The organism is Caballeronia sp. EK (assembly GCF_014384845.1).
Classification (GTDB): domain Bacteria; phylum Pseudomonadota; class Gammaproteobacteria; order Burkholderiales; family Burkholderiaceae; genus Caballeronia; species Caballeronia jiangsuensis.
In genome coordinates this window covers 236,529-260,196 of sequence record NZ_JACSUE010000006.1, presented here as the reverse complement: position 1 = coordinate 260,196, position 23,668 = coordinate 236,529, and the positions used below count along the sequence as shown (strand labels likewise).

Here is a 23,668-nt window from a genome sequence, read left to right as displayed (position 1 = left end):
GCGCGCCTTTTCAGCGATTTTGTAAAAACAAACTGGTAAGGCCAGTTGATCGTCTGTAAAGTGATAGGCCCGCGCGTGCTTCGAAAATCGAACGCGCGAGCCATTAACTACGGAGACGAGTGCCGCAATGAATGCATCCCCCACGTCCACCCCTTCCGCCACCGAACAGCGCATCGCCGCCGACACGCTGCACGCCTATGTCCGCGCGATCTGGGAATCAGCCGGCAGCGCGCCGCGCGAGGCGGAACTGGTCGCGGATCACCTCGTGATGTCGAATCTGTCGGGTCACGATTCGCACGGCGTCGGGATGATCCCGCGTTACGTCGCGTCGCTCGGCGAGGGCCAGTTGAAGCTCAACACGCACGCGGAAATCGTGCGCGATGCGGGCGCGGTGCTGACCATCGACGGTCGCAAGGGCTTCGGGCAAGTGGTCGCCTACGAAGCGATGGAACACGGCATCGAGCGCGCGAAAAAGCTCGGCGTATGCGCGGTGGGCTTGCGCAACGCGCATCACATCGGGCGTATCGGCCATTGGGCGGAGCAGTGCGCGAAGGCGGGACTCGTGTCGTTCCATTTCGTGAACGTCGCGGGCGATCCGCTGGTCGCGCCCTTCGGCGGCATCGACCGGCGTTTCGGCACGAATCCGTTCTGCGCGGCCTATCCGCGCGACGGCAAGAGCCCGCTCGTGCTCGACTTCGCGACGGCCGGCATCGCTTACGGCAAGACGCGCGTCGCGTACAACAAGGGCGTGAAGGTCGCGCCGGGCATGCTCCTCGATCACGAAGGCAGGCCGACCATCGAACCGAAGGTGATGCACGAAGAGCCGTTCGGCTCGCTGACGGCGTTCGGGCTGCACAAGGGATCCGGCCTCGCTGCGCTGTGCGAGATTTTCGGCGGGGCGCTCTCGGGCGGCTATACGACGCACGAGGAGACGCTCGAGAAGTCGAGCGCGATCATCAACTGCATGACCTCGGTGATCGTCGATCCGAACGCCTTCGATGCGCCCGCCGCGCAGGCCGAAGCCGAAGCGTTCCTCGAATGGATGAAGGCCTCGCCGCGCGCCGAGGGCGTCGACGCGATCTACGCGCCGGGCGAGCCGGAAGAAGCGCGTCGCGCGGATCGCACGGCGAATGGCATCGCGATCGATCCGACGACATGGAAGCAGATCCGCGATTCGGCAACGAAATCGGGCATGCCGGAAGCGGAAATCGAGAAGTTTGCGGCAGCGCTGAAGTAACGCGTGAAGTCGCTTGCGCGGCAAATTGGTCAAGCCAGTTTGCCGCGCGAATCACGATTCGCGATCAGCGGACCATGTCCTTCTCGATCCATTCGATAACGGACGTGCGTTTCGGCTGCCAGCCGAGCACCTCGCGTGTGCGCTTGCTGCGCACGCGGCTGTTCGAGCCGAGACCGTACGACGCCATTTCATAGCCCCATTCCTCGATCGCTTCTTCGAGCGGCCAGTCTTCCGGACCGCGCAGATCGAGCGCGCGCGCCATCGCGGTGGTCATGTCGCGAAACTGCGCTTCGCCGCTTTCGACGAAGTAAAACGTGCCCGCTGGCGATTTTTCGAGCGCCAGACGGTAGATATCGACGACATCATCGATATGGACGTTCGACCAGATGTTCAGACCGCGCCCAACGTGACGCACGATGCCGCTCTTCTTCGCCTGACGCTCCAGCCGCGGCAACTGCACGCTTGTCGCATTCGGCACGGCGCCGTGGCCGTAGATCAGCGTGTTGCAGAGCACAGCCGAGCGCACGCCGCGTTTGGCGGCATCGAGCACGAGCGTGTCGATCGCCACGCGCGGCGCCTTGTCGGGCGTCGGTGCGGGCAGGTTGTCCTCGGAGTAGATTTTGTCCGATGCCTCGCCGCCCGACGCATCGCCGACGATGCTCGATCCGCTCGTATGCAGGAACGGCTTGTTCGTGCCTTTGAGCGCGCCGATCAGCGTCTCGACCGCGGCGCGATGATCGCTGCTCGCCGCGTTGATGACCGCATCGGCGGCACGCGCTTCGGTGACCAGCAAGTCCGTGTCATCCAGACTGCCGATCACCGGTTCGATATTCAGGCGCTTCAGGTCGTCGGCCTGTTCCGCGCGCCGGATGAGCCCGCGCACGCGATGACCGTCACGCGCGAGTCCCGCCGCGATCGAGCCGCCGATAAAGCCGCCCGCGCCAGTAATGAAGATGTTCATGTTCGTGCTCCGTTGATGTTCAAACTACGATGAGCACAGTATGAGCCGCTTCGACTTTCGCAAAAACGGTGATAGTCTCAAATGAAACTTGACTCGAAATCAACAATCCACTGACTGCGTTTCCCTACACCTGAACCGACGATGCCACCGATCGAAACCATCAATGCTCCCGGTCTGCCGATTCCGGCGGGACACTACAGCCACGCGACACGCGCCGGCAATCTCGTCTGCGTGTCCGGCCAGTTGCCGATCCGCCCGGACGGCACGCATACCGGCGACCTGCCGTTCGAAGAGCAGGCCGAACAGACGCTGTCCAATCTGCGCACCGTGCTCGAAGCGGCGGGCGCGAGTCTCGCGGACTGCATCGAAGTGACCGTGTATCTCGCCGGCGTCGAACACTGGAAGGCGTTCAACGAGATCTACGCGCGTCACTTCGGCGCGTGGAAGCCGGCGCGCGCCGTCGTGCCGGTCGGCGCGCTGCACTATGGCTATTTGCTGGAGATCTCCGCGCGCGCCTGGATCGAGCGCGGCTAGCCGTTACGCGAGGTCCAGCGGTTTCGTCAGGTCGCCGAGCGGCGTCTGGCCGTTCGCGGCGAACGCGCGATCCCGTGCGGCCACGCCGTCGAGCGGCACCAGATCGTGCACGCGCGAGATGAAGCGCAGGATCGAGTTCGTGTCGTACACGGTGTGATCGACGTAGCCCTTCTTCGCGAACGGCGAGATCACGAGCGCCGGAATGCGCGAGCCCGGTCCCCAGCGATCGCCCTTCGGCGGCGAGACGTGGTCCCACCATCCGCCGTTCTCGTCGACGGTGACGATCACCACGGTGTTGTCCCACTGCGGTCCGCGCCGGATGTGCTCGATCACGTTCGAGATATGCCGGTCGCCCGACGCGACGTCCGCATAGCCCGCGTGCATGTTGAGATTGCCTTGCGGCTTGTAGAAGGTGACGGCGGGCAACCGGCCCGCGTCGATGTCGGCGAGCAGCTTGTTCGTCGATGGATCGTCGCCCAGGCCCGCGTCGCGCAGATGCTGCACGCGCGCCGCGCTGCCCGGTGCGTAATTCGCGAAGTAATTGAACGGCTGATGGTGGTACTGGAAATCCGGCACCATGCCGGTATCGCGATGCTCCAGCGCGTATTGCCAGGCGCCGCTGTACCACGCCCAATCGATATTCTTGTCCGACAGACGGTCGCCGATGGTCGCGTAAGTCTGCGGCGGCAGCACGAGCGCGTTCGACCGGTCCGCATAACGCGGATCGCCGCCTTGCGGAGGCGGCACATTGCTCGGCTGATAGGGCGGGAACATGGTGTTGACCGCGTAACCGTCGGCGGTGAGAGCGCCGTCGCGCACGAATTTCGGCGGGCCTTCGAGCGCGGATTTCGGTGAATCCGGCGCAAGTTTCAGACGCGAGCCCGTGGGATCGTCGCCTTCGATGACCGCGAGCAGCTTGGCGGCCGGGCTGCCTTTGACATCCGGATAGAAGGGCGCCTGCGCGGAAATCAGAAAAATATGGTTCAGCCATGAGCCGCCGAACGCCGACATGAAGAAGTTGTCGCAGAGCGTGTATTGCTGCGCGAGTCCCCACAGCTTCAGCGTGTCAGGCGAGTTCCGATAGTGGCCCATCACGAGGCCGCCCGAGTCGCCCCACGCCGCGAACTGATTATTACGGCCAGCGTTGATCTGCATCTGGTTCTGATAGAACCGGTGCACCAGATCCCGCGTGATGACCGAATTGGGAAGCGGCGCGCCGTTGGCGTCCATGATCTGGAAAGGCGCGTTGCTCAGATCGGTGATCTGCTGCTCGGTGATCGCAAAGCGCTTGCCGCCTACTTCCTGTGCCTGCGGCACGAGCCCGCCCCAGATTTTCGGCAGCGTGGGCATGGGCGTGAGGCCGTCGCGATCGAGTTGCGTGTAATGCGATGCGGGCACCGCCGAGAGCGGGTATTGCACGCCCGGATAGTTGCCGTAGAGATTCGTGAAGCTGCGATTCTCAGCGTAAATCACGACGATCTGCTGAACCTTCGCCGCGAGCGTGCGGTCGAGTGCAACATCGGCTGCGGTTTTGGGGGTGGTCGGCTTGTTTTCGAACAGATTGCATCCGCCGAGCGACAGCCCTGCGAGACCCACCCCCGCCGCAAGAAGCCGCCGCCGCGCGGGGTCCGCCGGTGCGTCGCCGGCCGGGGTGTCAATGCTGGAGGGAAGCTCATGTTGCGGATGGTCCTTCTCATTCATCGCCTGACTCCTCGTGAACATGCCGCGCACGTCCGATGACGCGCGCCTGCATTATCGACGCCGAAAGATGACGCGCCCATTACCCGGCGCCCCGACTTTGCCGCGTTGCTACGCGCGGCTCAACTGAGTGGGGATGATGCCGTATCGCCCCGCCGTGCGAAACCCGGCCGAACGGCATAGGCAAAAAACAGCAATATCGTGCGAATCGGCCTATGTCTTTCAGCCGACTGGAAAGCGTGAACGAGCGTGACTAACATCAACTGAATACGAGCTTTGCTCCGACAAGAACGAGCGTCGCGGCGAGCACGTGGCGCAGCAGCGCTTCCGGCGCCCTGGAGGACAGCATGCTGCCGATGGCAATGCCCGGAATCGAACCCACGAGGAGCGAGGCGAGCAGGTTCCAGTCGACCGAGCCGAGCATCCAGTGGCCTGCGCCGGCAATCAAGGTGAGCGGCACGGCGTGCGCCACGTCGGAGCCGACTATGCGAACCGTCGCGAGACGCGGATACAACAGGAGCAGCACGGTCACGCCGATCGCGCCCGCGCCCACGGACGTGATCGAAACCAGCACGCCGAGAATCGCGCCGGTGAAAACCGTCCAGGCCGCGGTGTGCACAGGGTGTTCGGGGCGGCCATGTCCTTTCTTGTACGCGAAGCGCGCGAGTTGCGGCCGAAAGACCAGCGAAATAGCGGTGATGAGGAGCGCCGTGCCGAGTATCAACTGGATGAGCCGCGCGGTGCCGGGCGATGCAATGCCGTGCGAGTGCAGGAAAAACAGTGTGATGGCCGCCGCCGGCACGCTGCCCGCCGCGAGACGGCCGGTAATGCGCCAGTCGACCGAGCCCTTGATGCCGTGCACGAGCGTACCGGCGGTCTTGGTCGCGGCCGCGTACAGCAGATCGGTGCCGACTGCGGTCGCCGGGTGGATGCCGAACAGCAGGACGAGCAGCGGCGTCATCAGAGAGCCGCCGCCCACGCCCGTCAGGCCAACCAGGAAGCCCACCGCCAGCCCTGAGGCAGAATAAAGTAAGTCGATATGCGGAAATGACATTGCGCGCGGAGAACCCGTCAGGCGTGGTTGGGTCGAAAAACCGTCGATGATAGCGGGTAAGTGGCTCACTTGCTGCACGAGAGCACTGCTCGGCCGAGCGATTGCGTCATCCCGGGAGCTTCGAGCGCGTTCCCCGAGCGGCTCAGAAAAACCCTTCAGATTACTTTCAGGAAGGTGCAATGAATACACAGGAACAGTCGCAAGAGCAGCAACGACAGCAACAACAAGCGCAGGAGTCGCAGCCGCGACTCGCGGACGAAGCGTTCATCCCCACCGAGCATGCCAACATGCCGAGCGAACGCCAGTTCGTCCTGAAATCCGGCAACACATTCGCCGTCTACGATGCGAACGGCGACATTCGCGGTGGCGACGACGGCCTCTTCGTCAACGACACGCGGGTGCTTTCCGAGCTCGTGCTGACGTTCGGTGGGCGCGCGCCATCGCTGCTTTCCGGGAGCGTATCGAGCGATAACGCCGTATTTACGGCGCACCTGACCAACCGCCCGCTGCCGCCGATCGGCGGGGCCCATACGCCGGAGGGCGTGATCCACGTCGAGCGCAAGCGTGTGCTCTCGGGGCACGTGCTGCATGAGAGCATCGTGCTGACGAACTACGGCACGGAGCCGTCCACCGTGCCGCTTTCGATCTCCTTCGCGGCGGATTTTCTCGACATGTTCGAGGTGCGCGGCGCGAAACGCGGCAAGCGCGGCACTTTGCGTGCGCCCGCGATCGAGAACGGCGAAGTCGTGTTGCGCTATGTCGGGCTGGACGAAGTGGAGCGCACGGCACGCATTCAGTTCACGCCCGCACCGGACGTGCTGTCGCCCACGCGCGCCGATTACGCGTTGCATATCCAGTCGGAAACCGCGATCTCCGTGTATCTGTCGGTGACGGCAGTGACGCATGCGCTCTCGGACGCCAGCGAGGAAAGCAAGCGCAACGCCGCTGAAGCCGCCGAATGCGCGCCCGAATCGGGGCGTCCGGCGATCCGGGAGGCGCTCGTCGAAGCGCATCGCCGCATGCGCGACAGACGCCGCGCGAGCGCGCGCGTGCGTTCGAGCAATCCGCTTTTCAGCGAATGGATCGACCGTTCGCTCGCCGATCTCGGCCTGCTCACCACCGATCTCGAAACCGGCCCTTATCCATACGCGGGCATTCCGTGGTTCTCGACGGCATTCGGCCGCGACGCGATCATCACGTCGCTGCAAATGCTCTGGCTGCATCCGACGCTCGCGCGCGGTGTGCTGCGCTTCCTCGCCGCTCATCAGGCGCGCGAGGACTCGGCCTTCCGCGATGCCGAAATCGGCAAGATCATGCACGAGACGCGCAAGAGCGAGATGGCCGCGACCGGCGAGGTGCCGTTCGCGCTGTATTACGGAGGCGTGGACAGCACGCCGCTCTTCATCGTGCTGGCGGGCGCCTATGCCGAACGCACCGGCGACAGCGCGCTGATCGACGAAATCTGGCCGTCGTTGCAGCTCGCGGCGCAATGGGTCGCCCGCCATTGCGACAAGAATCCGCACGGCCTGCTCGACTATCAGCGCGCATCGGAACACGGTCTCGCGAATCAGGGCTGGAAGGACAGTCAGGATTCGGTGTTCCACGCGGACGGGAAATTTCCGGTCGGTCCGATCTCGCTCGTCGAAGTGCAGGGTTATGCGTCGACGGCTTTCTCCACGATGGCGCGCCTCGCCCGCGAGCGCGGCGAAGACGAAAGTGCGTCCGACTACGAGCGCCGGGCGCGTCACATTCGCGAGCGTGTCGAGGAAATGTACTGGATGCCGGAGATGGACTTCTACGGCATCGCGCTCGACGGGAAGGGCGAACTGTGCCGCGTGCTGTCGTCGAATGCGGGACATCTGCTTGCGTTCGATCTCGTCGAACGCAAGCGCGGCGAGGCCGTCGCGCGTCAGCTCGAATCCACGCTCTTTCATACCGGCTGGGGCGTGCGCACGCTGGCGGCGGGGCAACCGCGCTTCAATCCGATGTCGTATCACAACGGCTCCGTATGGCCGCACGACACCGCATTGTGCGCACGCGGTCTCGCGCGTTACGGCGACCGTAGCGCGACCGTGGGGCTGCTGCAATCGTTGTTCGAAGCCGCGGTCACTTTCGACATGCGTCTGCCGGAGCTGTTCTGCGGATTCACGCGTCAGCGCGGCGAACGGCCGATTGCGTATCCGGTCGCGTGTCTGCCTCAGGCGTGGGCGGCGGGCGCGCCTTTCATGGTTCTGGAAGCGTGTCTGGGCGTGACCGTCGATGCCGTCAACGATGAAGTGCGCATCGACAGGCCGGCGTTGCCCGAAGGCATCGACTGGCTGGAAATCGGCGATCTGCGCCTCGGCGACAAGACCGCGACGATCACGTTCCGGCGCGTCGGCGGGCAGGTGATTCCGTCGGTGGAAGGAGATGTGCGAGTGGTTGCGGTGCTTTGATGCGGTGAGCGCACAGCGCCACGGTGGCGCTGTGCGTGTGATGCGCGCTTAAACGGCCACGCTGCCGACGTAGTTCTCGGCAAGCGCGGTCGCGGCCGCGCGGGACGTCGTCACGTGTTCCAGTTCGGCCACCTGCAGACGCTGCTCGAAAGGCGACGTGTCGTCGAGCTTGTGCAGCATGCGCGTCATCCACCACGAGAAATGCTCGGCGCGCCAGACGCGCTTCAGCGCCGTCTCGGTGTAGCGCGCAAGCTTCTCGGTGCCGCCTTCCTTGTAGAAGTCGTCGAGCGCGGCGTTCAGCACGCGCACGTCCGACACCGCGAGATTCAGGCCCTTCGCGCCAGTCGGCGGCACGATGTGCGCGGCGTCTCCCGCGAGGAAGAGCTTGCCCGACTGCATCGGCGTGGACACGAAACTGCGCATGCCGACGATGTTCTTCTGGAAGATCTTGCCTTCGGTGATCTGCCAGCCATCGGCGCTATCGACGCGTGCGTGCAGTTCGGCCCAGATGCGGTCGTCGGACCAGGCATCGACCGTGTCCTTCGGATCGCACTGGAAGTACATGCGTTGCACGCCCGGCGAGCGCGTGCTGATGAGCGCGAAGCCGCGATCGTGGCGTGCGTAGATGAGCTCGTCGGAAGAGGGCGGCGCTTCGACCAGAATGCCGAACCAGCCGAACGGATAGATGCGCTGATAGTCCTGCCGGACCGCCTCGGGAATCGACTGGCGCGCCACGCCCTGCGAGCCGTCGCAGCCGATGATGAAGTCGCATTCCAGCTCTTCGTCCCGGCCTTCATGCTGATACTTGATGCGCGGTTTGCGATCGCTGCCTTCCTGAAAGTCGTGCAGCGACACGTTCGATACGTTGAACTTCAACGCACCGTTCGCCGCGAGTCGGGCCGCGACCAGATCCTTGATGACTTCGTGCTGTGCATAGACCGTGATCGAATGCCCGGTCAGCTCCGTCAGCGCGATACGGCGGCGCTGACCTTCGAACGCGAGCTCGAAACCATGATGCAGCGCGCCTTCCGCCTGCATGCGCGCGCCGAGACCGGCCTGATTGAGCGTGTCCATCGTGCCTTGTTCGAGCACGCCGGCGCGAATCGTCGATTCGATAGCGTTCTGGCTGCGCGCTTCGAGCACGACGGACTCGATGCCGCGCAGATGCAGCAGATGAGAGAGAAGAAGCCCGGCGGGGCCCGCGCCGATGATGCCGACCTGAGTACGCATGTTGTCTCCGTGAGGCAGTGGTGATGTTGTGCGTACAGTGTCGGCAGAGCGGCCTTATGCCGCAACGCGATACGGAGGATACGGTCTATCTAATTTTGAGATAAAGGCCCGAAAATGCCCTGAAAACGGGTGAACTGCGGGTAAATCCCTACGGCGTGCGGACGGCAACCAGGCCGCCCGCACGTCACGCAGCGTTACTCCGCCGACTCTTCCTTCAACTGATTGCGCCGATATTCGCCCTGCCGGGTGAGCATCCAGCCCGGATATTCCGCGGGCAAGTGGCTAACTTCTTCGAGTGCCGCGAGCTCGTCCTCATTGAGCCGGACTTTCGTCGCCGCAATATTGTCGTCGAGCTGTTCGATGCGTTTCGCGCCGATGATCACGCTCGAAACCACCTTCTGATGCAGCAGCCACGCGAGCGCGATCTGCGCGACCGACACGCCCTTGGCCTCGGCCATGCGCCGCATCACGTCGACGCAGTCATACGCGCGCTCGACATTGACCGGCGGGAAATCGAACTTGGTGCGCCGGCTGCCTTCTTCCTTCGCGCCGTCGCGCGTGAACTTGCCCGAAAGCAGGCCGCCCGCGAGCGGACTCCAGACCATCAATCCGACGCTTTCGCTCTGCAGCAGCGGCACGATTTCGCGTTCGAGATCGCGGCCCGCGATCGTGTAATACGCCTGCAGCGATTCGAAGCGCGCGAGCCCGAGCCGCTCCGAAATGCCGAGCGCCTTCATGATTTGCCACGCAGCCCAGTTCGACACGCCGATATAGCGCACATGCCCGTGCTGCACGAGGTTGTCGAGCGCGCGCAGCGTTTCCTCGATCGGCGTCGCGGGATCGAAACCGTGAATCTGGTACAGATCGACGTGATCAAGCTGCAGCCGCTTCAGGCTGGCCTTCACGCCGTCGATGATGTGATAGCGCGACGCGCCGCGCGAATTCGTACCCTTCGTTCCGGTTTCGCCGAGGATTTTCGTCGCGACGACGACGTTTTCGCGCGGCACCTTCAGATTCTTCAGCGCCTGACCGGTGATGATTTCCGACTGGCCGTCGGCGTAGACGTCGGCGGTATCGATGAAATTGATGCCCGCGTCGAGCGAGCGGCCGATCAGCTTGTCCGCGTCCGCCTGTTGCAACTGGCCGATGTTGTCCCAGATCCCGCCCGTCCCGCCGCCGAAGGTCATCGTGCCCAAGCACAGTTCAGAGACGAAAAGACCGGTATTGCCGAATTTCCTGTAGCGCATGGTTGCTCCCGATTGACTGGAAAGGCGCGGCATCGCTCGACCCAAGCGAACGATCCGGCCGGCAATGCAGTATCGTCCCGGCGCGCGGCGGCTCCATAGCCTGATCCTGTTCAATCATTGCCTGTTCCTGCAAACGCTGGGGTGGGCCGCGAGCAATCCCGCGCCCGCGCGAGTAAGCTAGTCAGACTTCCTCTCATCCGAAAATCGTCCTTTAATCATGGCTCTGAACGACACGCCCGGCCTCGCCGGAAAAGACAGTCACGACCAGGCAAAGGAAATACGCCACGACGGCGCGCCCGATCCGGGGCTGGATCAGGCGCGGCTGGATCTCGTCGCGCTGCTCGACCGCTTCACCGCCGGTTGCGAAGGCTCGGTCGAAACGCCGGTGCCGGGGCTCGCGCTGCATCGGATCATGAATCCGGGCGGGCCGAAGCACGGCATCCAGACGCCCGCGCTCGCGCTGATCGCTCAGGGCAGCAAGCGTCTCATGGTCGGCGACGAAGTCTATATTTACGATCCAATGCATTACCTGGTGTCGTCGGTGGATCTGCCCGTGTGCGGACAGGTGTCGGTTGCGAGCGAGTCGGAGCCGTATCTCGGCATGCGGCTCGAACTCGATGTGGAGGAAATCACGTCGCTGATCCAGGACGAGAACCTGCCGCCCGCGATGTCGGCCGACGCGTCGCGCGGTCTCTACGTGAACCGCCTCGGCAACTCGATGCTCGACGCCGTGCTGCGGCTCCTGCGCCTCGTCGACACGCCCGAGGACGTGCCGATCCTGGCGCCGCTCGTGAAGCGCGAGATTCTCTATCGCCTGCTGATGAACGGCTCGGGCGCGCGCCTGCGGCAGATCGCGCTGCAGGACAGCCAGACGCAGCGCATCGCGAAGGCCATTCAGTTGCTGCGCCAGCATTTCGACCAGCCATTGCGCGTCGAGGATATCGCGCGCGACGTGCACATGAGCGTGTCATCGCTGCATCATCATTTCAAGGCTGTCACCGCGATGAGCCCGCTGCAATATCAGAAGCAGTTGCGGCTCCAGGAGGCGCGCCGCCTGATGATGCTCGATATCGTCGACGCCGCCACGGCCGCGCATCGCGTGGGCTATGAAAGCGCTTCGCAGTTCAGCCGCGAATACAGCCGGCTCTTCGGCGCGCCGCCGTTGCGCGACACCCGCCGCTGGCGCGACGCGACCGCCGCCGCGGTCGGCGCCTGAACACGGTTTTCACGGTCCCGGCGACGAAATTTCGATGAACCTCTGGCAAGGCGCGCGCGAATGGTCTTGAATGGATTGCCGACTGGCGATGCGACGGCGCTGCCGCATCGATTTATTTCATCGTCCGCGGAATAGTGCAGCGCTTCCGAACGTTCTACGGATACTTCTACAAAAAAGGAAAGATGAAATGAAGAAGCGCATCCAGATGTTCGCCGCTGCCGCAACAGTCGCCACCGCTTTCGCTTCACTTGCTTCATCCGCCTATGCTGCGGCGCCGAAAGAAGCGAACGGCATGTTCGTCGATGAAAACGGCATGACGCTCTATACCTTCGACAAGGACACCAAGGGCGGCGCGAGCGCCTGCACCGGCGGCTGCGCGCAGGCGTGGCCGGCGGCGATGGCGACCGACGCCGACAAGGCGAGCGGCAAATGGACCATGGAAGCCGCCGACGGCGGCAAGCAGTGGGCCTACGACGGCAAGCGCGTCTATCGCTTCGCGAAGGACACGAAGCCCGGCGACAAGAACGGGGATAATTTCCGCGATGTCTGGCACGTCGTGAAGCCCTGAGCTTCTTCGGACGCGCAGTCTGAAAGACACATCGCGAGAGGCGGGTTCGCGGAATAAATCGGTGAGCCCGCCGGTCTATGAAATCAAGGGTAACGATCATGAAACGAACGATCGGAGTGACGGCGCTCCTGATCGCGCTCGGTCTCGCACTCGGCGCGGCGGGTTGTGCGAGCGGCACGCAAAGTGCGCCGAATTCGTCGGGCGCGCCGAGCGGGCCGGCCGGAGGAGGCAGCTACTGATGTCGAACGCCTCTCACGGTTGCGTCAGGCACGCGGGCGTACGGCCTTGAGCTTCGAGAGCGATCTTCTCGCGCTGCTGCCGCAGTTGCGCCGATACGCGCGCGCGCTGACGGGCGACCGCGCCTGGGCCGACGATCTCGTGCAGGACGCGACCGAGCGTGCGCTCAATCGCGCCAAATCGTTCCATCAAGGCACGAACCTGCGCGCGTGGCTGTTCACGATTATGCGCAACCTGTATATCGACCAGTTGCGCGGGCGGCGCGATATCGCCGTCGACGATGAAACCGCGCCCTGGCGGCAGATGGCTGCGCCGCGCGGCGAAGTCGATGGCCTCGTGCTGCGCGACGTGCAGCGCGCGCTTTATTGCCTGCCGGTCGAGCAGCGTGAAGTGATGCTGCTCGTGTGCGTCGAGGAAATGAGTTATCAGGAGGCATCCGTGGTGTTGAATGTGCCGACCGGAACCGTGATGTCGCGCTTGTCGAGAGCGCGGGAGCATATGCGCGTTCTGCTCGGCGAAGAACCCGGCCGCAAGACGTCGCCGTCGTCACTGAAAGTGGTGAGCCGATCATGACCAGCCAAGACCGTCCGTTCGAAGGCGGCGACCGTATGGGTCCCCCCAAACCCGATCGCGATCTGCAGGCGCTGTCGGCCTTCATCGACGACGAACTGCACGGCGATGAACGCGACGCCGTTGCTGAACACATCGCGCACGACCCCGCGAGCGAGGCCACCGTTGCCGCTTATCGCGCGCAGGACAATGCGCTGCGCGCGCTCTTCGCCGATCAGAGCGAGCCGCAAGTCGTACGCTTGCGGCCGCGCGCGCGCGAGCGTTATCTGATCGCGGCGTGCTTTCTGGTCGTCGGTGTCGCGTGCGGATTCCTGATGCACATGCTCCTGCCCGCGATCGGCGAGAGTCCGCGTTTCGCGGAGCGCGCGGATATCGCCTACGCCGTGTACGCGCCCGAGCAGCGGCACGCGGTGGAGGTCGCGGCGTCGCAACAGGATCATCTCGTGACGTGGCTGTCGAAGCGGCTGAATCGCGCGGTGACGATTCCGTCGCTGGCCGAATACGGCTTTCAGCTCGTCGGCGGCCGCCTCTTGCCCGACGAGGAAGGCCCGGCCGCGCAGTTCATGTATCAGAACGCAGCCGGCGAGCGGCTCACGCTCTACATGACGACGGCGACGATTCGGCGCAACGACAGCAAGATCAGAACGCTCAAGGACGGGCAGCGCACGACGTTCTATTGGGCGTGGGATCGCGTCGGCTATGCGCTCTCGGGTCAGATCGGCCAGGAAAAGCTGCAGGCGATCGCTTACGATACCTGCAAGGAGCTGGGCGGCGATCCGAAGAACTGGTGAACCGGCGATCAAAAGAAAAGGCCGCAGCGATGGGTTTCGCTGCGGCCTTTTTCACGCGTGAAGCGGCTTAGTAGTAACGATGCGGCGGCGGCGCGACATGATGATGGCGCTCCCATTCCTGGCGCTGCCAGTAACGATGACCGTCCCAGTAACGCTCGCCGTGCCAGCCCACCGACACACGATGCGGCGGATTGTGATGCATGTCGGCGGATGCGACATTCGTGAGACCCATGCCGAGTGCGGCAGCCAGGGAAGCGATAAGCAGGCTCTTCTTCGTCTTGTTCATCATGATGTTGGCTCCTTGATCGTTTGCTTGCAGTCGAAACCGCGAGTCAGGAGGTAGCAGTTTCGTAATAGTTCAGTGCTTTGCGCGAGAGTCAATCGCGGTAGTAATCGTGATGATGGTGATACCCGCCACCGTCCGGCACGACGATGCAGCCCGAGAGCGCACTACTCAACAACACGCCCAGCGCTGCAAGGATCGCTAGCTTCTTCATTGGTTTCTCCCTGTGAATCCATGGAAAGCAATTTAGCGGTTCGCAAAATGACAAGCCGTGTTCGTTTGTAAGCAAACGTGTAATCTGAAATATTTGCGACGGGCGGCTGTAAAGGCATGGCGTCGGGCGTCTCGGCGTTGCATGCGGACGCACGACGCGTTATCCTGAACTCCGATTCGGAATGTCGGAGTGTATATGTCTCACATCAGCACGGGCGTCGAGTACGCGCTGCACTGCATGCTCTATCTCGCGGAGCCGCCGCACGGCGTGCGCGAGGCGAGCGTGCGCGATCTCGCGGAATTGCAGGGCGTGCCCGCGGAGTACGTCGCGAAGCTCTTCACGAAGCTGCACAAGGCGGGACTCGTCGTCGCGACGGAAGGTGCGCGCGGCGGCTTTGCGCTTGCGCGCCCGTCGAGCGAGATCAGCGTGCTCGATGTCGTGGATGCGATCGACGGCGACAAGCCGCTTTTCGATTGCAGGGAGATTCGGGCGCGCTGCGCGGTGTTCGGCGACGACGCGCCGCCCTGGGCGACGAGCGGCGTGTGCGCCGTCCACGCGGTGATGAAGAACGCGGAGAAGCGCATGCGCGAGGCGCTCGCGGCGGACCGGTTAGCGGATCTCGCGGGCCGCGTGCATGCCAAGGCGCCGCGCACGTTCGGGCCGCAGGTCGTCAAGTGGCTCGACGAACGCACCAGCCAGCGGCGCGCGGCGAAAAGCTAAAGCCGAGCGAACTCAGCGAACGATCTTCGGCTTCATGTTCGGCGTGAGTGAAACGCCGACCACGCGGCCATCGCGCACGCCGCAACGGCTGTCCATGCGCGTCCATTGCGCCTTGCCGCGCGCCTTCGCGAACGCGCGCATCACGATGACCTTGTCGACCGGAATCGGGTCGCCGACACTGAAGATCGGAGTATCGTCGTCGATTGTCGCCGAGAGCACGCGGCGGTCGGGCACGATGAGCGTGTCGTACTTCGGCGCGTTCTCCACCCAGCGGTCGAATGCGGCGACACATTGCGCGACGGCGTCGGGTACGTGGAGCTTCGTCAGATACGAATAATCTTCGGGCAGGTCCGGCGTTTCCTGCGCCTGGACGAGCTGAAACATCGACGCCGACAGCGCGAGCGCGAGCAATGCGGGAGCGAGAATGGTCTTCATGCGATGGGCGATGGAAAGGGGCGTTCGGGCAGAGCGCGGATCGCGTGAACGGCGCTGTGAGTGCGATGCGCGCGCCTGCGCAGGAATGGCGCGGAGTATACCGTGTGAAGTTTTGTGACGTCGAGCGTATCGCGCATTTCGAATGCTGATCGAAAGCATTGCGCGGCGCGTTGTATCCTTCGATGGGGACGAACACAACACACCGAAGAGGTACGCGATGAAAGCAGCGCGGTGGTCGCAACAGGACGGCACAGGGCTAGAACATCTCGTTCTGAACGAGGCGCAGGATGGCATCGTGATCGAGAGCGCGGTCGTGGGCGAGGACGAGACGCATGCCTTCGGCCTCGTCTATCGCATCGAATGCGATGCACGCTGGCAGGTCACGCGTCTCGCGCTGAAGCTCGCGGGCGGCGCAGCGCTCGATCTGCATCGCAGAGACGGCAACAACGGTGACGCGCATGTGTGGACCGACGCGAACGGCGAGGCGCAAGAGCGACTTCACGGCTGCATCGACGTGGACATCACCGCGACACCGTTCACCAATACGCTGCCGATTCGCCGTCTGCAACTCGCGCGCGGCGAGCGCCGCGTGATCCGCGTCGTCTATGTGCGCGTGCCGGAGTTGAGCGTGAGCGCGGTCGAGCAGGCGTACACGTGCCTCGAGCCGAATCATCGCTATCGTTACGAAGGGCTCGACACGGGCTTTACGGCCGATATCACCGTCGACGAAAGCGGCCTCGTGCTCGACTATCCCGGACTCTACAAGCGCGTCGCGTAATAATGCGGTTCAATGCTTGCCCTGATCCGAGATCCGAACGATGAACGATACGACTTCACCCCGTCTCACGAGCCTTTCCCACGGCGGCGGCTGCGGCTGCAAGATCGCGCCCGGCGTGCTGGCCGACCTGCTCAAGCGCGCCACGCCGCTGCCGGCGTTTCCCGATCTGCTCGTCGGCAACGACACCGCCGACGATGCCGCCGTCTACAAGCTCAACGACGAGCAGGCGATCGTCGCGACGACGGATTTCTTCATGCCGATCGTCGACGATCCGTTCGACTTCGGCCGCATCGCCGCGACCAACGCGCTTTCCGATGTCTACGCGATGGGCGGCAAGCCGATTCTCGCGCTCGCGCTCGTCGGCATGCCGATCAACGTGTTGCCGCATGAAGTCATCGCGCAAGTGCTGAAAGGCGGCGAAGCGGTCTGCGCGGAAGCGGGCATTCCGGTCGCGGGCGGCCATTCGATCGATTCCGTCGAGCCGATCTACGGACTCGCCGCGCTCGGCATCGTGCATCCCTCGCGCGTGAAGCGCAACGCAGCCGCGCGCGCGGGCGACGTGCTCGTGCTCGGCAAACCGCTCGGCGTCGGCGTGCTGTCGGCAGCGCTGAAGAAAGACAAGCTCGATGCCGCCGGCTACAAGGCGATGATCGACGCGACGACCAAGCTCAACCGTCCCGGCGCCGATCTCGCGCAACTCGACGGCGTCCATGCGCTCACCGACGTCACCGGCTTCGGCCTGCTCGGTCACACGCTCGAACTCGCACGCGGCGCGAAGCTCACGGCGCGCATCCGTTACGCCGACCTGCCGTGGTTGCCGCAGGTGCGCGAGTTCGTGCGCGCGGGCATTTTCACGGGCGCGTCGGGCCGCAACTGGAACGCATACGGCGGTGAAATCACGTTGAACATCGAAGGCGACGAGGCCCGCACCTTGCTCACCGATCCGCAAACCTCGGGCGGCCTGCTCGTGTCGTGCGCGCCGGAAGCGGTGAACGACGTGCTCGCGATCTTCCGCGCGGACGGCTTCGACGATGCGACGGTCATCGGCGAGATGGTGGACGGCGCGGGCCGCGTCGACGTGATCTGAACCAATAAAAAAGAGCGCATGAAGGAAGAATCCCCGAAAGCCATTTTCTACGCGCTCGCCGCGAACTTCGGCATCGCCGTCTGCAAGTTCGGCGCGGCCGCCTTTACCGGCTCCGGCGCGATGTTCGCCGAAGCCATCCATTCCACCGCCGATTGCGGCAATCAATTGCTGCTTCTTTTCGGCCTGAAGCGCGCGCAGGCGCCCGCGAATGCGCTGCATCCGCTGGGCTCGGGGCGCGAGATCTATTTCTACGCGCTGATCGTCGCGCTGCTGCTGTTCTTCGTCGGCGGCGTATTTTCGGTGTACGAGGGTGCGCATCGGCTGATGCATCACGAGCCCTTGTCGAATCCGATCGTCGCGCTCGTGATTCTCGGCATCTCGGTCGTGCTCGAAGCGTTCTCGCTCGCGGGCGCGATCCGCGAAATCCGCAAAGGCGCGCCCGACAAGACCTTATGGCGATGGTTCCGCGAGACGCGCGAATCGGAACTGCTCGTGGTCGCGGGCGAGGATGTCGCGGCGCTGCTCGGCCTCGCCATCGCGTTCGCCGCCGTGCTCATGACGATGCTCACCGGCAATCCGGCCTACGACGCCGCCGGTTCCATCGGCGTCGGCGTGCTGCTGATGATCATCGCGTTTCTCGTCGCGCGTGAAGTGAAGTCGATGATCGTCGGCGAATCCGCGAGCCCGGAAGTGCGCAAGGCGATCGACGCGCACTTGCGCGCGCGTCCCGAGATCACGCGCATCATCAGCCTCATCACGCTGCAATGGGGCAAGCATGTCGTCGTCGCGGTGCAGGCCGAGATGATCGACTACGCGAGCGGCCGCGCGATGATCGATGCGATCAACATCATCGAGGACGATCTGCAACATGCGTTTCCGCAAGTGCGATGGGTGTTCTTCGAACCCGATATCGCACGCGATCGCGGCGAGCCGGCGGCGTTGTAAGGTCACGAGGGGCACAAGGGGCACGACGGGGCAGGAGCGCCGCGTGCTACCGAAACAAGGGTCGTTCAGGACCGCTTCTGCCGTATCGACAGCACCGCGTTAACATACGTGGTGCGCGTCGTCCGCATCGAGTCCCTGACATTTCGTGATCTTCATCCGACCCATGCGCAAATTGCTCCTTGCAGTACTGCTCGTCGTCGTGTCGAGCGTTCTTCCGATCTTTTCCCAATCATCCTTCGCCGCTGCCGATTCCGCGCAGCACGCGTCGCAAGCGGGCGTCGCGCTGACGCCCCAGCAGGCGCGCGATGCGCTCTCGGTGCTCAACGATCCCGCGCGCCGCTCGCAGGTCTCCGATACGCTGCGCGCCATTGCCGCGGCGGGTGCGCTGGCCGCGCCCGCAAGCGCGCCGCAGTCCGCATCGGCGGCGGCCGCGGCGCCGGCATCGGGCGCGTCGAGCGTGCTTGCCCATTCGCTGACCGCGAACGGTCTCGCATCGCAACTGTCGCGGCAGGCAGGGCACTGGCTCGTGCAGATCGGCGCGGGGCTGCGGCATTCGACCGTGGCGCTGCTCGATTTCGGCTCCGTCGCTTCGTGGTGGCGCGACCGGACCTCGAGCGCGGATGCGCGCGCGCTCGTCGGCCATGTCGTGTGGACGGTGCTGGCGTCGCTCGTTCCCGCGTTACTGCTCGAATTCCTGTGCCTGCGCCTCTTGAAGCGGCCGCGCGCGCGGATCGCGGCACGCGGCGTCGCCGATGCCGAGGTGCAGGATCCCGATCTCGTGCGCGAACAACGCGCGGCCGAGCGTGCGGAAGACGCCGCGGCGCGCAGCGGCGACGAGACCGCCATGCATCTCGCCGAGCGCAAGGCCGATACGGCGCGCGGGCAGCGTCACGCCGCGCGCCACTGGACGCTGTTGCAGCGTCTGCCGAGCGCGCTTCTGTACGGCTTTCTTTCGCTGGTTCCGCTCGTCGTTTTCATCGGTGTCGTGACCTTGCTCATGTCGATCTTCATCGACGACAACACGCCCGAAGCGCGCGTCGCGGGATCGCTCATCGACGTCTATCTGGTCTGCCGCGCGATCGTGATCGTGAGCGGATTTTTCATCGCGCCGCGTGCGCCCGGCCTGCGCCTCATCCAGATTCGCGATTTCTATGCGATCTATCTGCATCGCTGGGTGCAGCGCATCGTGTGCATCGCGGGTGCCGGCATCGCGCTCGCCAACGCTGCCGAGCCGCTTGGTCTGTCCGGCGATGCGCGCATCGCGATCCTGAAGATCGTTCTGCTGATCGTGCATCTGATGATCGCGTTCGTGATTTTCCAGAGCCGCACGTCGGTGGCCGAGCGTATCCGCGAGCAGGCGCGGACGAATCGCTCGGTGAGACTCTTCGGCAACTGGGTCGCCGATGTCTGGGCGGGCGTCGCCATCTTCTTCGTGATCGCGCTGTGGTTCGTGTGGGCGCTCGACGTGCAGAACGGCTATCGAACGCTGTTCCATCTGGGCGGCGTGTCGCTGCTCGTGCTGGTCGGCGCGCGCGTGCTGGCGATCGTCGCGTTCGGCGCGCTCGGCCGCGTGTTTCATCACGGCGACGAGGACGATCTCGCGACCGATTCCATCGTGCGCCGCCGCGCCTATCGCTATTACCCGGCGTTGCGGCGTATCGTGCAGGCGCTGATTTCGGTCGTCACGGTGGTCGCGCTCCTCGAAGTGTGGCACGTGAACATCCTGCATTTCTTCACTTCGGGCGGCGTCGGCAACCGGCTCGCGTCGGCGCTTCTCACGATCGTGGTCGCGGCTGTGTTCGCCGTGCTGGTGTGGGAGGCGGCGAACATCGTCGTCGAGCAGCGGCTCGAACAATGGACCGCGAGCGGCGAGCGTCTGCGGGCCGCGCGCCTGCGCACGCTGCTGCCGATGATGCGCTCCGGCCTCTTCATCGTGATCGCGATGGTCGTCGTTTTGACGGGCCTCTCCGAGATCGGCGTAAACACGGCGCCGCTGCTCGCGAGCGCGAGCATCTTCGGCGTGGCGCTCGGCTTCGGCTCGCAAAAGCTCGTGCAGGATCTCATCACCGGCATCTTCCTGCTGATGGAAAATGCGATGCAGGTCGGCGACTGGGTGACGCTCGCGGGTGTATCGGGCACGGTCGAGTATCTGTCGATCCGCACGGTGCGCCTGCGCGGCGGCGACGGCTCGCTCTACACGGTGCCGTTCAGCTCGGTATCGACGGTGAACAACACGAATCGCGGCATCGGCAATGCAGCCGTGCGCGTATCGATCGCGCTGGGCCAGGATGTCGATCGCGCGATCTCCACGCTGAAGGAAATCGGCGCGGCGCTGCGCGAGGACGAAGCCTTCCGCGACGGCATTCTCTCCGACTTCAGCTTCTGGGGCGTCGATGCCGTCGACGGTTCGACCGTCACGCTCGCCGGCCAGATTCAGTGCCGCGACAGCGCGCGCTGGCCGGTGCAGCGCGAGTTCAACCGGCGCATTCTCAACGAGTTCACGGCGCGCGGCATCGAGATCGCGAATCCGCAGCGCAACTTCGTGATCGTCAACGGCGGCAATGCTGAAGGCACTCCGGAAGGCGTTCAGGACGCGGAAGAAGCGGGCGCGGATCAGCGTGGCGAGCCGTCGAAGGCTGCGCAGCATCCGACGAGCGAGGCGGCGGGCTCGGCGAACGTCGCGTCGAATGCGCCGCCGCCGCGGACCTCGCAAAGCGGCACGTGATCCTATAATCGTTCGGCCCTGAATCGCGCCCTCTCACGGGCGCGATTTTTTTCGAAGGTCGAACTTTTACGAGGATCACGCCTGCCATGAGAGTCGCCGCATCGGAATCGAAAAAGACATCGAACAGACTGGGGCGCGCGGTCGTCGCCATGACGATCGCCGTGGGTGCAACGGGCCTCGCGGGATGCGCATCCGCGCCGCACGCGTCCGATAGCGCGAGCGGCGTGCGCGCTGTCAAGGTGATGATCGTCACGATGTTCGCGCCCGAAGGCAAAGTGTGGCTTGACAAGCTCGGCCCGTGGGACGCGATCAAGGTGGCCGGACTCTCGCCGGATTACGCCGACGTACATTGCAATCGCGACGATGTGTGCGTCGTCACGACCGGCATGGGCCACACCAACGCGGCCGCGTCGATGATGGCGCTCGCGTTCTCCGATCGTTTCGACTTGCGCAACACGTACTTTCTGATCGCGGGCATCGCAGGCATCGATCCGGCGCAGGGCACGGTCGGCTCGGCGGCTTGGGCCAAGTATCTCGTCGATTTTGGCCCGCAATGGGAACTCGACGCGCGCGAGAAGCCTGCCCGCTGGCCGAGCGGATTCATCGGCATCAACACGAAGGGGCCGAACGACAAGCCCGCGCCCGACTATCGCACAGAAGTCTTTGCACTCAACGCGACGCTCGCCGACACGGCCTACGCGATCTCGCGCAACGTCGCGCTCTCCGACAGCGACCAGGCCAAAGCCGCGCGCAAAAAATTCAACTACGCGCCGGCGAACCGGCCGCCACGTGTGATCCAGTGCGACACGCTCGCGGGCGATACGTGGTGGTCGGGCAAATACATCGGCGAGCGGGCGCGCGCATGGACGCGGCTTCTGACCGACGGTCGCGGCGTGTACTGCACGACGCAACAGGAGGACAACGCGACCTACGAGGCGCTCAAGCGGGCGGCGAGCGTGCAGCGGGTGGATGTGTCGCGCGTGGCCGTGCTGCGCGCCGGTTCCGATTTCGATCGCCCCTACAAGGGCCAGCCGGCCGTCGACAATCTGCTCAATTACGCGGAGCAGGGCGGCTTTGCGCCGGCCCTCGAAAATCTATACCGGACCGGTAATCCTCTGGTGCAGGAGGTTGTTACACATTGGGACGCGTGGAGTAAAGGTGTCCCGCAACGGTAACAAGCGACGTTACAAAACCGGGTAACACGGACCGTAACATCAACGTAACAAGGTGTAGGTAACTATTACTCAGTCGTGGAGAGATCGGTAAAGATCGTTTTGCTGGTTATTTTTCGGGTTTTTCATCAGAGGAATAATCCCAAAAATAGCTGTCACGGACGTCAACCGATTCCCGCAATCCCCCGTTATTGCTGGCGGCAGGTAATTATTCCGACTAAAACCAAGCCGCCCCGATTAAGCGCCGTAAACATAAGAAGAATAGACCGTGCGCGGTAAATCCGGCTGAAATTGCCAGACCGAAAAAATTACCGATCGAAAGTGTTGTTTGCAACAAAATATTATTGAGACACCCTTGCTTTAGATTCAGACCGTACTTAGAATCCGTCTCACAGTGGTTGTTACAAGATGTAACGCACTGAAACAAAGATTACGCAGGACGTAGCCGGGCAGAACGAGTCCGGTGAGGCACAAAAAAGATATCGGCAAAAAGCCGGCGGGAAATTCGGGGATTTACTGGAAGTTGCAACCATGAACGGTCGCGAAACGCTGGAATCGATCCGGGAAATCAACTTGTCTTACATCATGCTCGCGCAGCGTCTGTTGCGCGAGGACCGGGCCATCGGCATGTTCCGGCTCGGTCTGTCGGCGGAACTCGCCGATCTGCTGTCGGGCCTCACGCTCGCTCAGGTCGTCAAGCTCGCGTCGTCGGATAACCTGCTTTGCGCATTCCGCTTCAACGATCACACGATGCTGTCGGCCTTGACGCAACCCGCGAAGAACGCGGACATCGCGCCGACGCACGCGGCAATCCTGCTGGCTGGCCAGCCGGCCGAACAGTTCGCTTAAGTGATGACGGAGCGAGCCATGCTGAAGAAGAGCCTCACCGAAGACGCCCAGGAAGTGTTCCGCGCCATCGCGCTGATCGAGCTCGGCGCGCGCATGCAAGTGCTGGAGAGCGAACTCACGCTCTCGCGCGATCGCATGATCCGCCTTTATCGCGAAGTGAAGGGCGTATCGCCGCCCAAGGGCATGCTGCCGTTCTCGGCCGACTGGTACATGACGTGGCTCGCCAATATCCACGCATCGCTTTTCTATAACACCTATACGTTCCTGAAGAACGAAGCTGGCTGTTCGCATCTCGATGCGTTGACCAAAGGGTATCGGCTGTACCTCGAGCACTGTAACCATAGCGGTGCCGAGGCGGTACTCGACCTTACGCGGGCCTGGACTCTTGTGCGCTTCTTCGACGCGGGCATGCTGCAGATGACACCTTGCTGCCGCTGCACCGGGAAGTTCGTCGCACACAAACATGATTTGCAGAACAACGTGGTGTGCGGGGCCTGCCAGCCGCCGTCACGCGCGGGGAAGACCAAGAAAGCGGCGGCCGCAAGACAGGCCAGTCAAGAAGCCGCGCTGGAGGTAGTGATGTCGAAGAACGAAGTGCCGGAGCATGCGGAGCACACGGCACTCGGTAACGTAGCGGCGTTGCAGCCGCAACGGGCAAGCCTGGTCGCACAGGCTGCTTAGG

23 protein-coding genes are annotated in these 23,668 nt (G+C 63.8%); 16 read left to right on the top strand and 7 right to left on the bottom strand.

The genetic code is table 11. The annotated features are described in order from the left end of the window. Window positions 1–127: 127 nt before the first annotated feature. Entirely contained in the window at window positions 128–1,237 is a 1,110-nt protein-coding gene (locus IAG25_RS19700) for a malate/lactate/ureidoglycolate dehydrogenase (protein ID WP_187606348.1), read from the top strand. A 64-nt stretch (window positions 1,238–1,301) separates the two neighbouring features. Here the strand turns inward: IAG25_RS19700 and IAG25_RS19695 are convergent, their stop codons facing one another. Then, on the bottom strand, window positions 1,302–2,198 hold the full coding sequence (locus IAG25_RS19695; protein WP_187606347.1) for an NAD-dependent epimerase/dehydratase family protein: 897 nt from the start codon (window positions 2,196–2,198) through the stop codon (window positions 1,302–1,304). Between the two features lie 141 nt (window positions 2,199–2,339). On the opposite strand from IAG25_RS19695, the gene IAG25_RS19690 reads away from it, so the two are divergent. Further along, window positions 2,340–2,732, top strand: a complete 393-nt coding sequence (locus IAG25_RS19690; protein WP_187606346.1) for a RidA family protein — start codon at window positions 2,340–2,342, stop codon at window positions 2,730–2,732. Between the two features lie 3 nt (window positions 2,733–2,735). Here the strand turns inward: IAG25_RS19690 and IAG25_RS19685 are convergent, their stop codons facing one another. Together IAG25_RS19685 and IAG25_RS19680 are read right to left on the bottom strand one after the other, a co-directional pair. Beyond that, the gene (locus tag IAG25_RS19685; RefSeq protein ID WP_187606345.1) at window positions 2,736–4,433 is read right to left on the bottom strand and encodes an acid phosphatase; all 1,698 of its coding nucleotides are present in this window, start codon (window positions 4,431–4,433) and stop codon (window positions 2,736–2,738) included. A 256-nt stretch (window positions 4,434–4,689) separates the two neighbouring features. Beyond that, entirely contained in the window at window positions 4,690–5,484 is a 795-nt protein-coding gene (locus IAG25_RS19680) for a sulfite exporter TauE/SafE family protein (RefSeq protein WP_187606344.1), read from the bottom strand. A 179-nt stretch (window positions 5,485–5,663) separates the two neighbouring features. Here IAG25_RS19680 and IAG25_RS19675 point away from each other — a divergent pair, with 179 nt between their 5' ends. Beyond that, the gene (locus IAG25_RS19675) at window positions 5,664–7,919 is read left to right on the top strand and encodes an amylo-alpha-1,6-glucosidase (RefSeq protein WP_187606343.1); all 2,256 of its coding nucleotides are present in this window, start codon (window positions 5,664–5,666) and stop codon (window positions 7,917–7,919) included. Between the two features lie 48 nt (window positions 7,920–7,967). Here the strand turns inward: IAG25_RS19675 and IAG25_RS19670 are convergent, their stop codons facing one another. Both IAG25_RS19670 and IAG25_RS19665 read right to left on the bottom strand, forming a co-directional pair. Further along, window positions 7,968–9,149: a 4-hydroxybenzoate 3-monooxygenase gene (locus tag IAG25_RS19670; RefSeq protein ID WP_187606342.1), complete on the bottom strand. Its 1,182-nt coding sequence runs from the start codon at window positions 9,147–9,149 to the stop codon at window positions 7,968–7,970. 194 nt (window positions 9,150–9,343) lie between these two features. Next, complete coding sequence (locus IAG25_RS19665; protein ID WP_187606341.1) at window positions 9,344–10,396, bottom strand: aldo/keto reductase; 1,053 nt, start codon at window positions 10,394–10,396, stop codon at window positions 9,344–9,346. Window positions 10,397–10,613: 217 nt separating this feature from the next. Here IAG25_RS19665 and IAG25_RS19660 point away from each other — a divergent pair, with 217 nt between their 5' ends. The 5 genes from IAG25_RS19660 (at window position 10,614) to IAG25_RS19640 (ending at window position 13,778) form a co-directional block, all read left to right on the top strand. Further along, window positions 10,614–11,612, top strand: a complete 999-nt coding sequence (locus IAG25_RS19660; protein WP_187606340.1) for an AraC family transcriptional regulator — start codon at window positions 10,614–10,616, stop codon at window positions 11,610–11,612. Window positions 11,613–11,799: 187 nt separating this feature from the next. Then, window positions 11,800–12,180 carry a COG4315 family predicted lipoprotein gene (locus tag IAG25_RS19655; protein ID WP_187606339.1) on the top strand — a complete coding sequence of 127 codons (381 nt, stop codon included), beginning with the start codon at window positions 11,800–11,802 and terminating at the stop codon, window positions 12,178–12,180. 98 nt (window positions 12,181–12,278) lie between these two features. Further along, window positions 12,279–12,419, top strand: a complete 141-nt coding sequence (locus IAG25_RS19650; protein ID WP_187606338.1) for a hypothetical protein — start codon at window positions 12,279–12,281, stop codon at window positions 12,417–12,419. 46 nt (window positions 12,420–12,465) lie between these two features. Continuing rightward, window positions 12,466–12,990: an RNA polymerase sigma factor gene (locus tag IAG25_RS19645; protein ID WP_187606337.1), complete on the top strand. Its 525-nt coding sequence runs from the start codon at window positions 12,466–12,468 to the stop codon at window positions 12,988–12,990. Further along, entirely contained in the window at window positions 12,987–13,778 is a 792-nt protein-coding gene (locus IAG25_RS19640; protein WP_187606336.1) for an anti-sigma factor family protein, read from the top strand. Before IAG25_RS19645 ends, IAG25_RS19640 begins: the two co-directional genes overlap by 4 nt. A gap of 67 nt (window positions 13,779–13,845) precedes the next feature. On the opposite strand, the gene IAG25_RS19635 is transcribed toward IAG25_RS19640, so the two are convergent. Beyond that, entirely contained in the window at window positions 13,846–14,064 is a 219-nt protein-coding gene (locus IAG25_RS19635; protein WP_187606628.1) for a hypothetical protein, read from the bottom strand. Between the two features lie 406 nt (window positions 14,065–14,470). Here IAG25_RS19635 and IAG25_RS19630 point away from each other — a divergent pair, with 406 nt between their 5' ends. Further along, window positions 14,471–14,995 (top strand): RrF2 family transcriptional regulator, encoded by a 525-nt coding sequence (locus tag IAG25_RS19630; RefSeq protein WP_187606335.1) that lies wholly within the window; start codon window positions 14,471–14,473, stop codon window positions 14,993–14,995. 12 nt (window positions 14,996–15,007) lie between these two features. On the opposite strand, the gene IAG25_RS19625 is transcribed toward IAG25_RS19630, so the two are convergent. After that, the gene (locus IAG25_RS19625; protein WP_187606334.1) at window positions 15,008–15,430 is read right to left on the bottom strand and encodes a BspC domain-containing protein; all 423 of its coding nucleotides are present in this window, start codon (window positions 15,428–15,430) and stop codon (window positions 15,008–15,010) included. 217 nt (window positions 15,431–15,647) lie between these two features. Here IAG25_RS19625 and IAG25_RS19620 point away from each other — a divergent pair, with 217 nt between their 5' ends. The 7 genes from IAG25_RS19620 to flhC all read left to right on the top strand — a co-directional run bounded on the left by IAG25_RS19620 (window position 15,648) and on the right by flhC (window position 23,667). Beyond that, window positions 15,648–16,208 carry a putative glycolipid-binding domain-containing protein gene (locus tag IAG25_RS19620; protein ID WP_187606333.1) on the top strand — a complete coding sequence of 187 codons (561 nt, stop codon included), beginning with the start codon at window positions 15,648–15,650 and terminating at the stop codon, window positions 16,206–16,208. A gap of 40 nt (window positions 16,209–16,248) precedes the next feature. Continuing rightward, complete coding sequence (selD, locus tag IAG25_RS19615; protein ID WP_187606332.1) at window positions 16,249–17,295, top strand: selenide, water dikinase SelD; 1,047 nt, start codon at window positions 16,249–16,251, stop codon at window positions 17,293–17,295. Between the two features lie 18 nt (window positions 17,296–17,313). Then, window positions 17,314–18,240: a cation diffusion facilitator family transporter gene (locus tag IAG25_RS19610; RefSeq protein ID WP_187606331.1), complete on the top strand. Its 927-nt coding sequence runs from the start codon at window positions 17,314–17,316 to the stop codon at window positions 18,238–18,240. A 163-nt stretch (window positions 18,241–18,403) separates the two neighbouring features. Further along, the gene (locus IAG25_RS19605) at window positions 18,404–20,965 is read left to right on the top strand and encodes a mechanosensitive ion channel domain-containing protein (RefSeq protein WP_187606330.1); all 2,562 of its coding nucleotides are present in this window, start codon (window positions 18,404–18,406) and stop codon (window positions 20,963–20,965) included. A gap of 149 nt (window positions 20,966–21,114) precedes the next feature. Next, complete coding sequence (locus IAG25_RS19600) at window positions 21,115–22,140, top strand: purine-nucleoside phosphorylase (protein WP_375336532.1); 1,026 nt, start codon at window positions 21,115–21,117, stop codon at window positions 22,138–22,140. A 528-nt stretch (window positions 22,141–22,668) separates the two neighbouring features. Continuing rightward, window positions 22,669–22,986 carry a flagellar transcriptional regulator FlhD gene (gene flhD / locus IAG25_RS19595; RefSeq protein WP_014250878.1) on the top strand — a complete coding sequence of 106 codons (318 nt, stop codon included), beginning with the start codon at window positions 22,669–22,671 and terminating at the stop codon, window positions 22,984–22,986. Window positions 22,987–23,004: 18 nt separating this feature from the next. Then, complete coding sequence (flhC, locus tag IAG25_RS19590; protein WP_035501929.1) at window positions 23,005–23,667, top strand: flagellar transcriptional regulator FlhC; 663 nt, start codon at window positions 23,005–23,007, stop codon at window positions 23,665–23,667. The last annotated feature ends 1 nt before the right edge of the window (window position 23,668 follow it).

Coding starts and splice junctions, on each gene's coding strand:
- IAG25_RS19665 (WP_187606341.1), bottom strand. CDS start 10,396: ATGCGCTACAGGAAATTCGGCAATACCGGTCTTTTCGTCTCTGAACTG.
- selD (WP_187606332.1), top strand. CDS start 16,249: ATGAACGATACGACTTCACCCCGTCTCACGAGCCTTTCCCACGGCGGC.
- IAG25_RS19690 (WP_187606346.1), top strand. CDS start 2,340: ATGCCACCGATCGAAACCATCAATGCTCCCGGTCTGCCGATTCCGGCG.
- IAG25_RS19700 (WP_187606348.1), top strand. CDS start 128: ATGAATGCATCCCCCACGTCCACCCCTTCCGCCACCGAACAGCGCATC.
- flhD (WP_014250878.1), top strand. CDS start 22,669: ATGAACGGTCGCGAAACGCTGGAATCGATCCGGGAAATCAACTTGTCT.
- IAG25_RS19680 (WP_187606344.1), bottom strand. CDS start 5,484: ATGTCATTTCCGCATATCGACTTACTTTATTCTGCCTCAGGGCTGGCG.
- IAG25_RS19605 (WP_187606330.1), top strand. CDS start 18,404: ATGCGCAAATTGCTCCTTGCAGTACTGCTCGTCGTCGTGTCGAGCGTT.
- flhC (WP_035501929.1), top strand. CDS start 23,005: ATGCTGAAGAAGAGCCTCACCGAAGACGCCCAGGAAGTGTTCCGCGCC.
- IAG25_RS19670 (WP_187606342.1), bottom strand. CDS start 9,149: ATGCGTACTCAGGTCGGCATCATCGGCGCGGGCCCCGCCGGGCTTCTT.
- IAG25_RS19625 (WP_187606334.1), bottom strand. CDS start 15,430: ATGAAGACCATTCTCGCTCCCGCATTGCTCGCGCTCGCGCTGTCGGCG.
- IAG25_RS19695 (WP_187606347.1), bottom strand. CDS start 2,198: ATGAACATCTTCATTACTGGCGCGGGCGGCTTTATCGGCGGCTCGATC.
- IAG25_RS19650 (WP_187606338.1), top strand. CDS start 12,279: ATGAAACGAACGATCGGAGTGACGGCGCTCCTGATCGCGCTCGGTCTC.
- IAG25_RS19675 (WP_187606343.1), top strand. CDS start 5,664: ATGAATACACAGGAACAGTCGCAAGAGCAGCAACGACAGCAACAACAA.
- IAG25_RS19630 (WP_187606335.1), top strand. CDS start 14,471: ATGTCTCACATCAGCACGGGCGTCGAGTACGCGCTGCACTGCATGCTC.
- IAG25_RS19655 (WP_187606339.1), top strand. CDS start 11,800: ATGAAGAAGCGCATCCAGATGTTCGCCGCTGCCGCAACAGTCGCCACC.
- IAG25_RS19620 (WP_187606333.1), top strand. CDS start 15,648: ATGAAAGCAGCGCGGTGGTCGCAACAGGACGGCACAGGGCTAGAACAT.
- IAG25_RS19660 (WP_187606340.1), top strand. CDS start 10,614: ATGGCTCTGAACGACACGCCCGGCCTCGCCGGAAAAGACAGTCACGAC.
- IAG25_RS19635 (WP_187606628.1), bottom strand. CDS start 14,064: ATGAACAAGACGAAGAAGAGCCTGCTTATCGCTTCCCTGGCTGCCGCA.
- IAG25_RS19685 (WP_187606345.1), bottom strand. CDS start 4,433: ATGAATGAGAAGGACCATCCGCAACATGAGCTTCCCTCCAGCATTGAC.
- IAG25_RS19640 (WP_187606336.1), top strand. CDS start 12,987: ATGACCAGCCAAGACCGTCCGTTCGAAGGCGGCGACCGTATGGGTCCC.
- IAG25_RS19600 (WP_375336532.1), top strand. CDS start 21,115: ATGACGATCGCCGTGGGTGCAACGGGCCTCGCGGGATGCGCATCCGCG.
- IAG25_RS19610 (WP_187606331.1), top strand. CDS start 17,314: ATGAAGGAAGAATCCCCGAAAGCCATTTTCTACGCGCTCGCCGCGAAC.